Origin of the sequence: Kitasatospora sp. NBC_01560 (assembly GCF_045208415.1) — a bacterium.
GTDB lineage: Bacteria > Actinomycetota > Actinomycetes > Streptomycetales > Streptomycetaceae > Kitasatospora.
In genome coordinates, this window is record NZ_CP109364.1 from 4,862,605 (window position 1) to 4,878,815 (window position 16,211).

Annotated in this window: 11 protein-coding genes and 1 tRNA gene; 8 read left to right on the plus strand and 4 right to left on the minus strand. The window is 73.2% G+C overall.

What is annotated here, in order from left to right; translation table 11 throughout:
- Positions 1–93: 93 nt before the first annotated feature.
- Positions 94–1,254, minus strand: coding sequence for a rhodanese-like domain-containing protein (locus OH807_RS21245; protein WP_406201210.1), 1,161 nt, complete (start codon positions 1,252–1,254; stop codon positions 94–96).
- Positions 1,255–1,507: 253 nt separating this feature from the next.
- Between OH807_RS21245 and OH807_RS21250 the strand changes: the two genes are divergently transcribed.
- Entirely contained in the window at positions 1,508–4,306 is a 2,799-nt protein-coding gene (locus OH807_RS21250) for a SpoIIE family protein phosphatase (RefSeq protein ID WP_406201212.1), read from the plus strand.
- An 87-nt stretch (positions 4,307–4,393) separates the two neighbouring features.
- Here the strand turns inward: OH807_RS21250 and OH807_RS21255 are convergent, their stop codons facing one another.
- Together OH807_RS21255 and OH807_RS21260 are read right to left on the minus strand one after the other, a co-directional pair.
- On the minus strand, positions 4,394–5,161 hold the full coding sequence (locus OH807_RS21255; RefSeq protein ID WP_406201214.1) for a hypothetical protein: 768 nt from the start codon (positions 5,159–5,161) through the stop codon (positions 4,394–4,396).
- Between the two features lie 215 nt (positions 5,162–5,376).
- Positions 5,377–7,191: a phosphatidylglycerol lysyltransferase domain-containing protein gene (locus OH807_RS21260; protein ID WP_406201218.1), complete on the minus strand. Its 1,815-nt coding sequence runs from the start codon at positions 7,189–7,191 to the stop codon at positions 5,377–5,379.
- 340 nt (positions 7,192–7,531) lie between these two features.
- Between OH807_RS21260 and OH807_RS21265 the strand changes: the two genes are divergently transcribed.
- Both OH807_RS21265 and OH807_RS21270 read left to right on the plus strand, forming a co-directional pair.
- Entirely contained in the window at positions 7,532–8,182 is a 651-nt protein-coding gene (locus OH807_RS21265) for a response regulator (RefSeq protein ID WP_406211098.1), read from the plus strand.
- Entirely contained in the window at positions 8,179–9,321 is a 1,143-nt protein-coding gene (locus OH807_RS21270; protein WP_406201220.1) for a sensor histidine kinase, read from the plus strand. Before OH807_RS21265 ends, OH807_RS21270 begins: the two co-directional genes overlap by 4 nt.
- A 172-nt stretch (positions 9,322–9,493) precedes the next feature.
- Here the strand turns inward: OH807_RS21270 and OH807_RS21275 are convergent.
- A tRNA-Leu gene (locus OH807_RS21275) sits at positions 9,494–9,577 on the minus strand.
- 418 nt (positions 9,578–9,995) lie between these two features.
- On the opposite strand from OH807_RS21275, the gene OH807_RS21280 reads away from it, so the two are divergent.
- The 5 genes from OH807_RS21280 (at position 9,996) to OH807_RS21300 (ending at position 16,185) form a co-directional block, all read left to right on the plus strand.
- A complete protein-coding gene (locus OH807_RS21280; RefSeq protein ID WP_406201223.1) occupies positions 9,996–10,856 on the plus strand; it encodes an FhaA domain-containing protein in 861 nt (286 codons plus the stop codon).
- Positions 10,857–10,868: 12 nt separating this feature from the next.
- Positions 10,869–11,408, plus strand: a complete 540-nt coding sequence (locus OH807_RS21285; protein WP_406201225.1) for an FHA domain-containing protein — start codon at positions 10,869–10,871, stop codon at positions 11,406–11,408.
- Positions 11,409–11,461: 53 nt separating this feature from the next.
- Positions 11,462–13,123: a PP2C family protein-serine/threonine phosphatase gene (locus tag OH807_RS21290; protein WP_406201227.1), complete on the plus strand. Its 1,662-nt coding sequence runs from the start codon at positions 11,462–11,464 to the stop codon at positions 13,121–13,123.
- A gap of 126 nt (positions 13,124–13,249) precedes the next feature.
- Positions 13,250–14,731 carry an FtsW/RodA/SpoVE family cell cycle protein gene (locus tag OH807_RS21295; protein ID WP_406201229.1) on the plus strand — a complete coding sequence of 494 codons (1,482 nt, stop codon included), beginning with the start codon at positions 13,250–13,252 and terminating at the stop codon, positions 14,729–14,731.
- Complete coding sequence (locus OH807_RS21300) at positions 14,728–16,185, plus strand: peptidoglycan D,D-transpeptidase FtsI family protein (RefSeq protein ID WP_406201232.1); 1,458 nt, start codon at positions 14,728–14,730, stop codon at positions 16,183–16,185. Before OH807_RS21295 ends, OH807_RS21300 begins: the two co-directional genes overlap by 4 nt.
- The last annotated feature ends 26 nt before the right edge of the window (positions 16,186–16,211 follow it).

Genomic DNA, 16,211 nt, shown 5'->3' on the forward strand with positions numbered 1-16,211 from the left:
CGGTCCGCTTCCGGCTCGGTCGCGCGCCCATCCTGCCCTAACCGGGCGGGGGACCACAGGACGTGCGCGCCCCGACCGCGGGAGCTGCGGGCACTACAGGACGAACGCGTCCTGACCGCCGCTGCCGACCATCGGGCGGCTCGCGGCCTCCCAGGCGTACATGCCGCCGTCGACGTTGACCGCGTCCCGGCCGTTCTGCACCAGGTACTGGACGACCTGCGCCGAACGCCCGCCGACCCGGCAGAGCACGTACAGCTTCTCGTCCGGCAGCTCGCCGATCCGGGCGATCAGCTGGCCCATCGGAATGTGCAGCGCACCGTCCACGTGCCCGGCGTCCCACTCGTCCTGCTCACGGACGTCCAGCAAGGCGGCGTCGGCCGGCACGGAAGCGGCGTCGGTGGTGGGGATCTGGGCGAACATCGTCTGGCTCTCCTGGGGCTCGGTCTCGGCACCGCCATTGTCCCCCACCGGCCGGCCGCCGAGCAGCCGTTCCAGCTCGGACTGCTGGGCCGCGGCCTTCGCCAGCAACTGCTCGGCCAGCTCCTCCAGCAGCCCGTCCGGGTCCTGCGGAGCGAGCGCGAGCAGCTGCCCCATCGCGGTGTTCTCCAGCCGGACCTGCTCGGTGGCGGTCTCGGCGATCTTCGCGTTCAGCCACTCCAGCCGCCGGTGCAGCCAGCCCAGCCGGTCCGGGGAGTCGAGGGCGGGCGCCGCCTCGGGGGCGGTGGACCACTCGGCGGCCAGGCCGGCCAGCACCGTGGTGTCGCCGTACGCGTAGGCCTCGTTGACCCGGGCCAGGAAGACGGCCCGGCGCTCCTGCTCGGCCGGGTCGGTGGTGAGGTCGGGGTGCGCCCGGCGGACGAGCTCGCGGTAGATCCGCTGGGCGTCCCGGCCGGGCCGCACCCGGGCCGGCGCGGCCGGCGGCGGGGCCGCCTCCTGCTCCTGGACGCTGTCGAACAGCGCGTCGAGGTCGGGGAGTTCGTCCACCCGCTGCCTGGCCTCGGCGGCCCGCCGGAGGTCCTCCGGGAGCCCGGTCCGGGTGGCCACCGTCTCGGCGATCAGCGCGTCCAGCTCGTCCAGACGGGCATAGAGCGGGCCGAGCAGCTGATGGTGGATCAGGGCGAAGTTGTCGATCTCGACCCGCAGCGTCTGCATGTCGACGTCCATGGTCAGCCAGGCGAGTTCGGCGGCGGCGACCCGCTCCTCCAGCTCCTGCTGCTCCGGGTCCGTCCAGCGGACGGGGCTCTGCGCGGTCACTTGTCGCCTCTGTCTCGTCCTGCTCGCTCGGTCCGGCCTGCCACCCTACCCTCGCGCCCGCCGCCCCCGGCGGGGCGGACGGGGAGTGCGGACGGGCGCACACCGAGTGACACGCAACTGATACTGATGAATCTCCCCGTTTCGCTATCGAGTCCGGCCCTGTCCGTGCTTCGCTGGTATCCGCACAGCGTGCCTTCCTCCAGAGAGACGGCCGCCTCCAGGCGTGGCGGCCAGGCGGGAGCAGACCGAATCCATGGCGGACGAGCCCAACTCCACACCGCGACCGGCGGCCACCGCCGCCGGGCCCCTCGCCGCGCCGGGTGACCAGCCGTCAGGCGTGGCCGCCCTGGTCCGGCTCGCCCTCGTGCTGGTCGACCGGACGGGCCGGATCGCGCAGTGGAGCCGGGCCGCCGAGGAGCTGTTCGGGCACCGGGCCGAAGTCACCTGCGACCGTCCCGCCGCCGGCCTGCTCCCCGCCGTCGACCCGCGCAGCATCCCCGGCCCGGCGGCCCCCGCCGTCCGCCGGCGCCGCGACGCGCTGGAGACGCTGGCCGAGCTGACCGCCGGCGACCACCCCTGGGCCGGGCAGATGCCCGTCACCGACCGCGAGGAGCACCTGCGCGACGTGCTCTGGTGGGCCTACCCGGCGGCCGGCGGCGGCCTGCTGGCCCTGGCCGCCGACGCCCGCCCGCTGCGGACGGCCGGCCCGCGGATCGCCGTCGGCGAGCGCCTGCTGCCGTTCGCGCCGGTGTCCGCGGCCCGGGGCGGGTTCCACCGGCTCTCCGCCGCCCTCACCCCGCCCGGCCGCCCGGTGCCCGAGCCGCTCGCCCGGCTGCTGGCAGCGGGCTCCGCCGCGCGGCGGGAGCTGTTGCTCGACACGCTGAGCGGGGCCGGCCTGCCCGCCCTGCGGCTGGACCGGACCACCGTGCTGCCCGTGCTGCCGGCCGATCCGGCGGCCGGCACCGCGCACGCGGCCGCCGGGATCGGCCGCCGCTACCCCACCGCCCAGCAGCGGGCCGCCCGGATCGGCCCGCGGCCGCAGCCCGACCAGCCCGCCCCCGGGCGGCGGCCGCCGGGCCCGCCCGGCCAGCTGCCCGGACAACTCCCCGGTCCGCGCGAGGCCGGAGCCCCGGCCGCCCGGCCCGCCACGGCCGAGGTCGCCGGTGTCCCCCCGACGGGCACCCCGGCCGTCCCGGCCCCGCCCAGAGGAGGCGCCACCATCGAGCAGGCCGCCGTCGAGTCGTCCGCCAACGGCCAGCAGGCCCGCCGGGGCGACCAGGCCCCACCCGCGGGCATTCCCGTTCCCGTTCCCGCACCCGTTCCCGCACCCGCCGGACCCGAGGGCGGCGACCGGCCCGCCGGCCGGTTCGGCCCCTTCCTCACCAACGGCCAGGCCGGCGAGCAGCTGGCCCTGCTGGGGGAGGTCGGCGGCAAGGTCGGCACCACCCTGGACCTCGGCTTCACCGCGCACGAGCTCTGCCAGGTACTCGTCCCGCGGGTCGCCGACTTCGCCTGCGTGGACCTCGTGGACGGCCTGATCTCCGACTCCGAGCTGCCCGAGGCCCGGCCGGACGACGACACGATGCTGCGCCGCGTCGCCCTGGTCTACAACGAGTCCGCCGGCCAGTGGGACCACGTGCTCGCCGAGGGCGCCCTCGTCGCGATGCCCCGCCGCACCCCGCCCGGCATGGCCCTCCAGCTGAACCAGCCGGTCCTGGTCCCGGTGGTCAGCCCGGACGTCGCGGTCGACTACGCCGCCGCACTCGGCGGCCCCCGGCTCGCCTCCGTGGTCACCGGCCGCTCGATGCTGGTGGTGCCGCTCTCCGCCCGCGGCACCGTACTGGGCATCCTCAAGCTGCTCCGGCTGCCCGACCGGGCCCCCTTCGACGAGGGCGACGCCGCGACCCTCAAGGAGCTGGCCGCCCGCGCCGCGCTCTCGCTGGACAACGCCCGGCTGCACCGCGCCGAGTCCCGGGTCGCCACCACCCTGCAGCGCTCGATGATCCCGACCCGGCCGCCGCAGATCCCCGGCGTCCAGATCGCCCACCGCTACCTGCCGGGCGACTCCAAGGCCGAGGTCGGCGGGGACTGGTTCGACGCGATCCAGCTGCCGGGCAGCCGGGTCGCGCTGGTGGTCGGCGACGTGATGGGCCACGGCCTGCACTCGGCCGCCGCGATGGGCCGCTTCCGCACCGCGATGCAGACCCTCGCCGCCCTCGACCTGCCGCCCGGCCAGCTGCTGCGCCACCTGGACAACCTGGCCCACAAGCTCGGCGACGACCATCTCGCCACCTGCCTGTACGCGGTCTACGACCCGATCAACCGGACGTGCGAGCTGGCCAGCGCGGGCCACGTACCGCCGGTGCTGGTGCACCCGGACGGCAGCGGCGAACTGCTGGAGATCCCGGCCGGCGCACCGATCGGCGTCGGCGGCGTGCCGTTCGTCGCCAAGACCATCGACGTCTCCGACGGCTCGATGCTGGTGCTCTGCACCGACGGTCTGGTCGAGGTCAGGGGCGGCGACATAGGGGCGGGCCTGGCCGCGCTCTGCGGCAACCTGATCGACCCGCGGCGGAGCCCCGAGGAGGCCTGCGACGTGGTGCTGGAGCGGCTCCACTCGGACGACCGCAAGGACGACGTCGCGCTGCTGGTGGCCCGCTTCGACGGCGTCGCGCCGAGCGAGGTGGCCACCTGGGACCTCACGGTGGACCACCGCGAGGTCGGCCGGGCCCGGGCCCTGGTCCGCGAGCAGCTCGCCTCCTGGCAGCTGGCGGGGCTCAGCGACACCACCGAGCTGCTGGTCAGCGAGCTGGTGACGAACGCCGTCCGGGTCGCCCGGGACCGCGTCCAGCTCCAGCTGATCCGGGTGGACAAGCTGCTCGTCGAGGTCAGCGACGACAACCACAACCTGCCGTCCCTGGAGCCGGCCGAGCAGCTCGGCGAGACCGGCCGCGGGCTGACCCTGGTCACCAAGCTCGCCGAGCGCTGGGGCACCGCCCGCAAGGCGGTCGGCAAGGTGGTCTGGTTCGAGCTGCCGCTGCCGCCGGCCTGATCGGGCACCGGGTGCGGGCTCCGGCCCGCACCCGTCGGCCGGCCGGACGGCCCGGACGGGCACCGCCCGGCGGCCCGGCCGGCACGCTCAGGGGATGGCCGCGCCCGCCGGCGCCCGGCGGCGCGCCCCGTCCGCCACCTCGGTCGCGGCCACCGAGGCCGCCGCGCCGACCCCGGCCAGCACCCGCGGCCAGAAGTCGCCGAACACCTCCCGGGAGACGGCGATCAGCAGCGCGAAGAGCACCGCGACGACGTGCTCCAGGCCCGCCAGGTTCGGCAGCATGACGGCCTCGCCGACCATCAGCGTCACCACCAGCCCGGCCGTGAACCAGGCCCGGCAGCGGAACGCGATGCAGATCGCCAGAGCCACCACGGCCGCCGAGGGGCCGGTGTCACGGACGTAGGCCACCCACTTGGGGAAGCCGAACATGTGGTGCGGGCCGATCGCCACGCCCACCCGGGCGAACAGCGTCCCGGCGAGCGTGCAGGTGTAGGCGATCACCAGGGTCAGCCGCCGGCCGAGCACGATCTCGGCGAGGGCGAACACCACGAACACCTGGGCCAGCGCCCCCCAGACCGGGAGGTCCAGCGCCGGCACGTACAGCGACAACGGCGTCCGCAGCAGCGAGACCTCCAGCGGCAGGGCCGCCTTCACCACCCCGATGTGGGTGACGAACCGCTCGCCGCCCGGCAGGTGCTGCACGATGCTGAACAGCAGGATCAGTGCGGTCGCCGCAGTGGCGAGCGGAACGGCGGCGAACTTCTTCGCCGCGAGCCGCTCCCGGACCGTCCCGAACAGCGTTCCCCACTCGGCGACAGCGGCCGCACCGGCAATAGCCAGCGGCCCCTTTCGCACGCCCCCCGCGTGGGTCCTGTGAATCACAGCCGTCTCTCCAAATCCCCGAAGCCATCCCCGAAGCCGGAACGCCTTCCCGACCACTTCAACATTAGAAGCCGGTTAAAGAATCCACATCGGCATAAATGTGGATCGACGTCATCCTCTGGGGGGAGAGAAAACCCCGACACACCCCCATCCGGCCGACCAGTCCCCTCCGCCCCCCGGCGGAGGGACTACCCCTTCCCGTCCCGCGCCGCCGCCGGCACGCGCGGGGCCACGGCCCCGCGGTGCCGACGGCGGAACAGGGCGGGCAGGCTCGGTGCGGTGATGAACCCCTCGGCCCGGGCGCTGGCGAGCCCGATCCGCGGAATCTCGCTGCTCTTCTCGAACAGCAGATAGCGCGGCTCCCAGATCGGCCGGTACTTGGCGTTGGCCCGGTACAGCGATTCGATCTGCCACCAGCGCGAGAAGAAGCCCAGCACCGAGCGCCAGAGCCGGAGCACCGGCCCCGCACCGAGCCGGGAGCCGCGCTCGAAAACGGAACGGAACATCGCGAAGTTCAGCGACACCCGGGCCAGCCCGACCTCGTCCGCGCGCTGGAGAAGTTCGATCACCATGAACTCCATCAGGCCGTTCTCGGTGTCCCGGGCCCGGCGCATCAGGTCCAGCGAGAGGCCGTCCGCGCCCCACGGCACGAAGCTCAGCAGCGCCTTCAGCTCGTCGTCCCCGTCGTGGCACTCCAGCATCACGCAGCGGCCGTCGCCCGGGTCGCCGAGCCGGCCCAGTGCCATCGAGAAGCCTCGCTCGGTCGCCCCGTCGCGCCACTGGTCGGCCTTGGCCACCAGCTCGGCCATCTCGCACTCGGGGATGTCCTCGTGCCGCCGGATCCGCACCGTGTACCCGGCCCGCTTGACCCGGTTGTACGCCTGCCGCACCACCCGCATCGCGCGGCCGTCCAGCGAGAACTCGTCCAGCTCGACGATCGCCTCGTCACCCAGCTCCAGCGCGTCCAGCCCGTGCCGGGCGTAGATCACCCCGGCCTCCTCCGAGGCGCCCATCACGGCCGGCGCCCAGGCGTGCTCGCGGGCCTCGGCCAGCCAGGCGTCGATCGCGCCCGGCCAGGCCTCCGGATCGCCGATCGGATCGCCCGAGGCCAGCGAGACTCCGCCGACCACCCGGTACGTCACCGCCGCCTTGCCGCTGGGCGAGAAGACCACCGCCTTGTCCCGGCGCAGCGCGAAGTAGCCCAGCGAGTCCCGCTCGCCCTGCTTCGCCAGCAGCCCGCGGATCCGCTCCTCGTCCTCCGGGGTCAGCAGCTCCTTGTCCTTCGGGCTGCGGAACGCCACGTAGAGCACCAGCAGGAAGAGCAGGCCGCCCATCGTGTTGATGATGGCGTTCACCCAGGTCGGCGCCGCGATCACCGAGCGCAGGTGCTCGGACGGCGTGATGGTGATCATCCGGCCGACCGAGTAGCGGAAGAGGTCCCAGAAGCCGGCGCCCTTGAGGTCGTTGGCCAGCCAGACCAGGAGCGCCCCGACCACACCGCCGAAGGCCAGGCCGCCGACGAAGGTGGCCGCCGCCGTCTTCGGGTTGGAGCGGTCGCCCTTGGAGGTGAACTCCTTCCGCCCGATCAGCAGGGCCAGGACGAACAGGCAGGTCAGCACCGTGGAGATGTAGTTCAGCGGGTGCCGGTTGAAGCGCTCGTCCGGCAGCGCCATGGCCGCCAGGTAGAGCAGCGCGAAGAGCCCGGCCAGCGCCACGTTGAAGATCCACGCGGCCCGCTTGCGCCGCCGCATCGCGATCGCCAGGAACGCCGACAGCACCGCACTGCTCAGGCCGGCCGTCATCAGGTACGGGGTGAAGTACTCGCCCTCGTTGTGCTCGGTCACCTGGTCGCGGAACGGCACCAGCAGCACCGTCACCAGGTTCAGCAGGGCCAGCAGCCGCAGGTACCAGACGGTGGCCGCGGCGGCCCTCGGCCGCCACCGCGCTCGCAGGGCGACGAGCCAGGGCTCGGCGGACGGCTCCGACTTCACAGTGGACGACACAGCTCAATTCCAAACGATCAGATGGTGGGGCGCATCCGCACACGGCCCGGCGCCGGACGCCCGCACGGGCCCGACGGACTGACCGGCGGCCCGAGACCGCGGCCGGAGACCGGCGTAGGGGCAGCCAATTCCATGGTTCCCCACCCACGATGAGAATTGCGTGAACCCGGTAGCCGATTCCGACCCCCGCCGAACGGCGGGGGTGCCGTCCGGGCGGCGCGTTCGGCACCCCGCCCCCTCTGCCCCTAATCTCGAAACCGCCGGAGCAGCCTGCGCCGAGCGCCCCGGCCGCCCCGGCCGCCCGACCCGAGGAGGGACCATCACCACCACCCGCGTGCTGATCGTGGACGACGAGATCCTGGTGCGGTCCGGCCTCGGACTCATCGTCGGCTCCGCCCCCGATCTGGAGGTGGTCGGCGACTGCTCCGGCAGCCAGGCCGAGCAGTGCGTCCTGCGGCTTCGCCCCCACGTGGTGCTGCTCGACATCCGGATGCCCGACCTGGACGGCATCTCGGTGCTGCGCCGGCTGCGCGCCCTTCCCGACCCGCCCGCCGTGGCGATGCTCACCACCTTCGACACCGACGAGTACATCGGCACCGCGCTGCGCGGCGGCGCGTCCGGGTTCCTGCTCAAGGACACCGCCCCGGACCAGCTGGTGCACGCCGTCCGGGTGCTCGCGGCCGGCGGCAACATCCTCTCCCCGACCGTCACCCGGACGGTGATCGGCGGCTACGTGGACGGCGGCGGCCCGGACGCCGAGGCCGCCACGCTGGCCCGCACCCTCACCGGCCGCGAGCTCGACGTGCTGGCGCTGCTCGGCGAGGGGCTGTCCAACGCCGAGATCGCCGACCGGCTGTTCCTCGGCACCGGCACGGTGAAGGACCACATCAGCGCGATCCTCGGCAAGCTCGCCGCGGCCAACCGCGTCCAGGCCGCCGTCATCGCCCACCGGGCCGGTCTGGTCCGGCCGAAACCCGGCGACGGGGCATGACCGCCGAGCCACCCCCCGTCGGACAGCGCCCGAAGTGGATCACCGCGCCCTGGCTGATGCTGCTGCTGCCGACGCTCTACTCCCTGGTGGACGCCGCGCTGGTGGCCCGGGACGCGGCCTGGTGGCAGGTCCTGCTCTCCGTCCTGGCCGCCGTCGTGCTGCTCTGGCGCCGGCGGTTCCCGGTCACCGTGCTGCTGCTGACCATGCCCGGCAGCTACGTCGACGACATCTGGCTCGCCCCGATCACCGCCGTCTACACGGTGGCCGCCGAACGCTCGTCCCCGCGGGTGGTGGTGCCCTGCGCGGCACTCTTCACCCTGGTGGAGTTCTTCCACTGGCCGCTCTCCGACCAGTCGTTCGCACTGGACCGGGACACCGCGCTCTACGCCATCCAGTCCGTGATGCTGGCCGCCGGCCCGGCCGCCACCGGCATGCTCTCCCGCACCCGCCGGGAGCTGGCGACCCGGCTGGACGAGCTGACCCGGGGCCGGGCGCGGGAGAACCGGCTGCTCGCCGAGCGGGTGCTGATCAGCGAGCGCGGGCGGCTCGCCCGGGAGATGCACGACGTGGTCTCGCACCAGGTCAGCCTGATCAGCATCCAGGCCGGCGCGCTCCAGGTGATCACCGCCGATCCGGCCACGGTGGCCACCGCGCGGACCATCCGGGAGCTCTCCGTCCGCACCCTGGAGGAGCTGCGGCAGATGGTCGGGGTGCTGCGCGCGGCCGGCTCGCGGCCGGACGCGCCACTGGCCCCGCAGCCCCGGCTGGCCGACCTGCCCCGGCTGATCGAGGAGAGTGGCCTGGCGGCCGGCACCGAGCTCGCCCCCGGTGACCGGTCGTGGCCCGAGGCGGTCGAGCGGGCCGCCTACCGCACCGTGCAGGAGGCGCTCACCAACATCACCAAGTACGCCCCGGCGGCGGCCGTGCACGTGAAGGTGCAGGCCCGGGGCCGCACGCTGCAGGTCGAGGTGTACAACGCCGCTCCGCCGGTGCGGCCGGCCGAGACCCTGCCGGGCGGCGGCCACGGCCTGGTCGGGCTGCGGGAGCGGGCCCAGCTGCTCGGCGGCACCCTCACGGCGGGCCCGACGGCCGACGGCGGTTTCGAGGTCCGCGCCGATCTCCCCGCCTCGCGGGACTGAGGCCGCGCCCCGGCTCCGGTCGGACTCCGGACCCCGACCCCGACCCCGACCCTGCCGGGGCCGGGAGTCCGGGGGCCCGGGGGCGTCCGGGCGGTACACGGAGCCTGGGCGGTTCACGGAGTCCGGGGAACGAGAAAGCCCCGCAGATCCGAAGATCTGCGGGGCCTCACTGTGCGCGAGGGGGGAGTTGAACCCCCACGCCCTTTCGGGCACTGGAACCTGAATCCAGCGCGTCTGCCTATTCCGCCACCCGCGCATGGGTGTTTGTCGTGGTTGCCAGCCGATCAGCCGACCCGCTCGGTACCATGTGGCCTTCGCGGTTCTTCGATCCGGCTCCCTTGCGGGCGCCCCTTCCGACGTGGAAAACAGTAGCACGACCTGCGGGTCACCTCCGAATCCGTTTCCCGGGGAGGCCGCGCGCATCCGAACGGATGCCCGGCGAACACCTGGACGACCGGTACGGACCCGCTCCGACCGGTGGCCCTGGCGTGCCGCCGCCGGAATGCGTCACCCTGTGTGTCCAGGCCCACCCCCGGGCACCACACGCTCCGGGAACCGTACGGATGGCCGCGGCGTGGATACGATCAGTACGGAAGTACCGCAAGTAGGAGCGACCGGCTCCCCCCGGGACCCGGTCGGCGGACAGGCGAACGAACCCTGGAAGGGGGTGCCCCATGGGAGTGCTGAAGAAGTTCGAGCAGCGACTGGAGGGTCTCGTCAACGGCACCTTCGCGAAGGTGTTCAAGTCCGAGGTCCAGCCCGTGGAGATCGCCGGTGCGCTGCAGCGCGAGTGCGACAACAACGCCAGCATCTGGAACCGTGACCGCACGGTCGTGCCCAACGACTTCATCGTCGAGCTGAGCCCGCACGACCACGAGCGCCTGAGCCCCTACTCCAGCCAGCTCGGCGCCGAGCTGGCCGGCATGGTCCGCGAGTACGCGGAAGCCCAGCGGTACTCCTTCATGGGCCCGCTCCAGGTGAACCTGGAGAAGGCCGACGACCTCGACACCGGCCTCTACCGGGTGCGCAGCCGCACGCTGGCCGCCGAGGAGCAGCCGCAGCAGCCGCAGGCCCCGGCGCAGCCCGGCTACGGCCGCCCGCCGGCCGCCCCGGCCCCCGACGCACCGTGGCAGCAGGGCGGCGCCCAGTACGGCGCGCCCCCGCCGCCGGCCACGCCCCCCGCCATGCCCGCGGCGCCGCCCGCGCCCGCCGGCGGGAACGTCCGCCCGTTCCCGGGGGCCGGCCACGGCACCTCGGTGCGGCGCTGGATCGAGGTGAACGGCGCCCGCCACCAGATCACCGGGAACGCCTGCGTGCTCGGCCGCTCCACCGAGGCCGACGTGCGGATCGACGACCCCGGGGTCTCCCGCAAGCACGCCGAGATCCGGCCCGGCACCCCGTCGATGGTGCTCGACCTGGGGTCCACCAACGGCATCGTGGTGGACGGACAGCACACCCAGCGCGCTACGCTCCGCGACGGCTCGCGAATCGTCGTGGGCTCCACCACCATCGTCTACCGACAGGTCGAAGGGTAGAGCTGCCCGGTTATGTCAGAACTGACCCTGACGGTCATGCGGCTGGGCTTCCTCGCCGTCCTGTGGCTGTTCGTGATCGTCGCGATCCAGGTGATCCGCAGCGACCTCTTCGGGACCAGGGTGAACCCCCGGTCCTCCCGTCGCGGCGGCGCCGCCCAGGCCGCCACGGCCCCGGCCCCCGCGCCCGGGCGCGCCCCGCAGGCCGCGGCCGGGCCGGCCGTGCAGCAGACCCAGGGCGGCGGTGGCCGCCGCCGCGGTGCGCCGACCCAGCTGGTCGTGGTGGCGGGCTCGCTGGCCGGCACCACCGTGGCCCTGCAGGGCCAGACCATCACGCTGGGCCGCGCACACGACTCGACCATCGTGCTGGACGACGACTACGCGTCCTCCCGTCATGCCAGGATCTATCCGGATCAGACTGGGCAGTGGACGGTCGAGGATCTAGGCTCCACCAACGGCACCTATCTGGACCGGCAGCGCCTGACGGCGCCGACCCCGCTCCAGCCGGGCATGCCGATCCGTATCGGCAGGACCGTCATCGAACTGCGGAAGTAGTAGCGCATGAGGGACAGCATCCCGTCCATGACCCAGAGGGGGGTTCAGGTCGCATGACCCTGGTGCTGCGCTTCGCCGCCGGCTCCCACAAGGGACTGATCCGGGAGGGGAACGAGGACTCCGGCTACGCCGGGCCGCGGCTGCTGGCCGTGGCCGACGGCATGGGCGGAGCCGCCGCCGGTGAGGTGGCGTCCTCCGAGGTGCTCGGCTCGATCGTCCGCCTGGACGAGGACGTGCCGGGCGCCGACCTGCTGACCCTGCTCGGCGACGCCGTCCAGGGTGCGAACGACCGCCTCCGGCAGATGGTCGAGGAGGATCCGCAGCTGGAGGGCATGGGCTGCACCCTCACCGCGATGCTGTGGACCGGGCAGCGGATGGGCCTGGTGCACGTCGGCGACTCCCGCGCCTACCTGCTGCGGGACGGCTCGCTGGTGCAGATCACCCAGGACCACACCTGGGTGCAGCGCCTGGTCGACGAGGGCCGGATCACGCCCGAGGAGGCCGAGACCCACCCGCAGCGCTCGCTGCTGATGCGGGCGCTGGACGGCCGCGGCCAGGTCGAGCCCGACCTGTCGATCCGCGAGGTCCGGGCCGGCGACCGCTACCTGATCTGCTCCGACGGCCTCTCCGGCCCGGTGAGCCACCAGACCCTCCAGGACACCCTGGGCAGCTTCTACTCGCCCGAGCAGACCGTGCAGGAGCTGATCCAGCTCGCGCTGCGCGGCGGTGGTCCGGACAACATCACCTGCATCGTGGCGGACGTCATCGACGTCGGCGCCACGGACACCCTGAGCGGCCAGTTCAACGACGTCCCGGTGGTCGTCGGCGCGGTCGCCGAGACCCCGCCGTCCTCGGCCGCCGCCGACCGGTCGATCCAGGACACCCCGGCCGGCCGGGCGGCCGGTCTCGGACGCGCCCCGCAGGGCGCCTTCGGCCCCGCCGAGGGCTACGAGGGCGGCTACGGCGCCGCCCCGGCGGGCTTCGGCCCGGCCGAGGGCTACGACGGGTACGGACCGGGCGAGCCGGGCGTCTACGGCACCGAGGAGTTCGGTGACGAGAAGGCGCCCCGGCGCAAGGGCCGGGCGCTCAAGCTCTCGCTGGCCGCGCTGGTCACCCTGGGGCTGCTCGGCGGCGCCGGCTTCTTCGGCTACCAGTGGACCCAGGACCAGTACTACGTCGGCGTGGACGGCGACCACGTCGCGGTCTACCAGGGCCTGAACCAGAGCCTGGCCGGCCTGAGCCTGTCCTCGGTGCACACCTCGTACAAGGACGTCGAGCTCAAGTACCTGCCGCAGGACCAGCGCACCCACGTCACCAACACGATCTCGGCGAGCAGCCTCGGCGACGCCGGCGAGACGGTGAAGAAGCTGGCCGAGCAGGCCACGTTCTGCCACCGGGTCGCCGACGTCCGGGCCACCACGGCCAACCAGCCCGCGGGCATCCCGGCCGCGGGCGCCCCGGCCACGGCACAGCCGGCCGCGGCGGTGGCGCACGCCGGGTTCCGGACCGCCACCACGCCCAGCCCGTCCGCGACCGGCCGGGGCCCGGCGGCAGCCGCGCCCACCGCCTCGCCGACCCCGGCGCCGAGCACGGCGGCCCCCGGCACCGCGGCCCCCAGCCAGAGCGCCGCCGCCCCGGCCACCGGCCCGCAGGGCGACCTTCCCGGCTTCACCGACGAGGAGCGGCAGAAGGCCGACTCCTGCCCGAAGCCGTGACCGCCGTGACCCGACATAGGCCCGCCCGGCGCGGGCCTGCCGGCCGTCAGGGAGCGGCCACCACGTGAGCAAGCGAAGTGAGCGAATCCGGGCGCATGCCCCTGCCGAGCGACACGGGGTGGGCGCATGAGCACCTTCGACCTGAGCAACGACGCGAACCGGTCCGGCGACCACCGGACCGGGAACGTACCGGCCGACCGTGCCTCCTCCCGGCGCCGTGGCAACACCACGATCTCCCCCCAGGGCACGCCGAACCGGCGCAACACCGAGCTGGCCATGCTGGCCTTCGCGGTGGCGCTGCCGGTCCTGGCCTACGCCAACGTGGGCCTGGCGATGGACGACTCGCTGCCCGCCGGCATGCTCGGCTACGGCCTGGGCATGGGGGCGCTGGCCCTGATCGCACACCTGCTGATGCGCCGCTTCGCGCCGTACGCGGACCCGCTGATGCTGCCGATCGCCACCCTGCTGAACGGGCTCGGCGTGGTGATGATCTGGCGGCTCGACAAGGCCGGGAAGCTGCTGCACAACAACTACCCGGCGGCCGCCAACCAGCTGATGTGGTCGGGCCTCGGGGTGGGCTTCTTCATCTTCGTGATGATCTTCCTGAAGGACCACCGGGTCCTCCAGCGCTACACGTACATCTCGATGGCGGCGGCCCTGGTGCTGCTCGCGGCGCCGGCCTTCTTCCCGGCCCGCAAGGAGGACTTCGGCGCCAAGATCTGGATCCGGATGGGCGCCTTCTCGATCCAGCCCGGTGAGTTCGCCAAGATCATCCTGACCGTGTTCTTCGCCGGCTACCTGATGGTGAAGCGCGACGCCCTGGCGCTGGCCAGCCGCCGCTTCATGGGCCTCTACCTGCCGCGCGGCCGCGACCTCGGGCCGATCATCGTGATCTGGCTGCTCAGCCTGCTGATCCTGATCTTCGAGAACGACCTCGGCTCGTCCTTCCTGTACTTCGGCCTCTTCGTGGTGATGCTCTACGTCGCCACCGAGCGGACCAGCTGGATCCTGTTCGGCCTGCTGATGTCGGTCGGCGGCGCCGTCGCGGTGGCGTCCACCGCCAGCCACGTCAAGGTCCGGATCGACGCCTGGCTCGACCCGATGGCCGCCTTCGGGGCCAAACCGCCACCCGGCTCGACCGAGCAGATCGGCCAGTCGCTGATGGCGCTGGGCTCCGGCGGGGTGACCGGCTCCGGCCTCGGCCAGGGCCGCTCCTGGCTGATCGACTTCGCCGCCAAGAGCGACTTCATCCTCGGCTCGTTCGGCGAGGAGCTCGGGCTCACCGGCCTGATGGCGATCTTCATGCTGTACGCCCTGCTGATCCAGCGCGGCCTGCGCACCGCCGTCGCGGCCCGCGACCCGTTCGGCAAGCTGTTCGCCGTCGGCCTCTCCTCGGCCATGGCGCTGCAGGTGTTCGTGGTCGCCGGCGGTGTCACCGGCCTGATCCCGCTGACCGGTATGACCATGCCGTTCCTCGCCCAGGGCGGCTCCTCGGTGGTCGCCAACTGGGCCCTGGTCGCGATCCTGCTGAAGATCAGCGACAGCGCCCGCCGCCCGGGGGCGGAACCGGCCCCGGCCCCCGAGACCCAGGGAGCAACCGCCTCGTGAACAAGCCGATCCGCCGGGTCTCGATCTTCTGCCTCGTCCTGATCCTCGCCCTGATGGTGCGCACCAACTGGGTGCAGGGCGTCCAGGCCGACTCCTGGGCCACCAACAAGAACAACAAGCGCCAGGTCTACGACCGCTACGCCCACCCGCGCGGCAACATCATCGTCGGCGGGCAGCCGGTCACCCAGTCCGACTTCGTCAACGGCCTGCGCTACAAGTACAAGCGCTCCTGGGTCGACGGCCAGATGTACGCGCCGGTGACCGGGTACTCCTCGCAGTCCTTCGGCGCCAGCCAGCTGGAGCAGCTGGAGGACGGCATCCTCTCCGGCAGCGACGACCGGCTGTTCTTCCGCAACACCCTGGACATGCTGACCGGGGAGCCGAAGAAGGGCGGCGACGTCGTCACGACGATCAACGCCAAGGCGCAGAAGGCCGCCTTCGACGGCCTCGGCGCCAAGAAGGGCGCGGTGGTCGCGCTCGACCCGCGCACCGGCGCGATCCTGGCGCTGGTCTCCACCCCGTCCTACGACCCGGGCACCTTCGCCGGCAGCGAGAGCGGCGACTCCAAGGCCTGGACGGACCTCAACGCGGACCCGAACAAGCCGATGCTCAACCGCGCGCTGCGCGAGACGTACCCGCCCGGCTCGACCTTCAAGCTGGTCACTGCGACGGCGGCGTTCGAGAACGGCGTCTTCCAGAACGTCGACGACCAGACCCAGACGCCCAACCCGTACACCCTGCCGGGCACCAAGACCAACCTGAACAACGAGAGCCCCCAGGAGCAGTGCGAGAACGCCACGCTCAAGTCGGCCATGGACCAGTCCTGCAACACGGTCTACGGCAAGATCGGCGCCGAGCTCGGCGGGGACAAGATGCGGGCCCAGGCCGAGAAGTTCGGCTTCAACAGCACCGTGGACACCCCGGTCCGCAGCGAGAAGAGCATCTTCCCCAGCAGCTCCACCCCGGACGGCACCGCGATGGACGCGATCGGGCAGCACGACACCCGGGCGACCCCGCTGCAGATGGCCATGGTCTCCGCCGCGATCGCCAACAACGGCTCGCTGATGCAGCCCTACCTGGTCGACCAGGAGCGCTCCGCCTCGCTGACGGCCATCTCCAAGCACACCGAGAAGCAGTTCTCGCAGCCGATGAGCCCCGCCACCGCGCAGAAGATGCAGGACCTGATGGTCTCCGTGGTCGAGAACGGCACCGGCAAGAACGCCCGGATCCCCGGCCTGACCGTCGGCGGCAAGACCGGCACCGCCCAGCACGGCGAGGACAACGCCGGCCTGCCGTTCGCCTGGTTCACCTCGTACGCCAAGACCGCCGACGGCCAGTCCGTCGCGGTGGCGGTGGTGGTCGAGGACGGCTCCAACAACCGCGACGGCATCAGCGGCGGCCGGCTGGCCGCGCCCATCGCCAAGGCGGTGATGCAGGCCGCTCTCGGCAAGTGACGAGCGGCCGCCGGGAGGTGAGGGAA

Bases quoted from the DNA above. Each gene is read 5' to 3' on its own strand.
- OH807_RS21290 (WP_406201227.1), top strand. From the start codon at position 11,462: ATGACCCTGGTGCTGCGCTTCGCCGCCGGCTCCCACAAGGGACTGATC.
- OH807_RS21285 (WP_406201225.1), top strand. From the start codon at position 10,869: ATGTCAGAACTGACCCTGACGGTCATGCGGCTGGGCTTCCTCGCCGTC.
- OH807_RS21270 (WP_406201220.1), top strand. From the start codon at position 8,179: ATGACCGCCGAGCCACCCCCCGTCGGACAGCGCCCGAAGTGGATCACC.
- OH807_RS21250 (WP_406201212.1), top strand. From the start codon at position 1,508: ATGGCGGACGAGCCCAACTCCACACCGCGACCGGCGGCCACCGCCGCC.
- OH807_RS21295 (WP_406201229.1), top strand. From the start codon at position 13,250: ATGAGCACCTTCGACCTGAGCAACGACGCGAACCGGTCCGGCGACCAC.
- OH807_RS21280 (WP_406201223.1), top strand. From the start codon at position 9,996: ATGGGAGTGCTGAAGAAGTTCGAGCAGCGACTGGAGGGTCTCGTCAAC.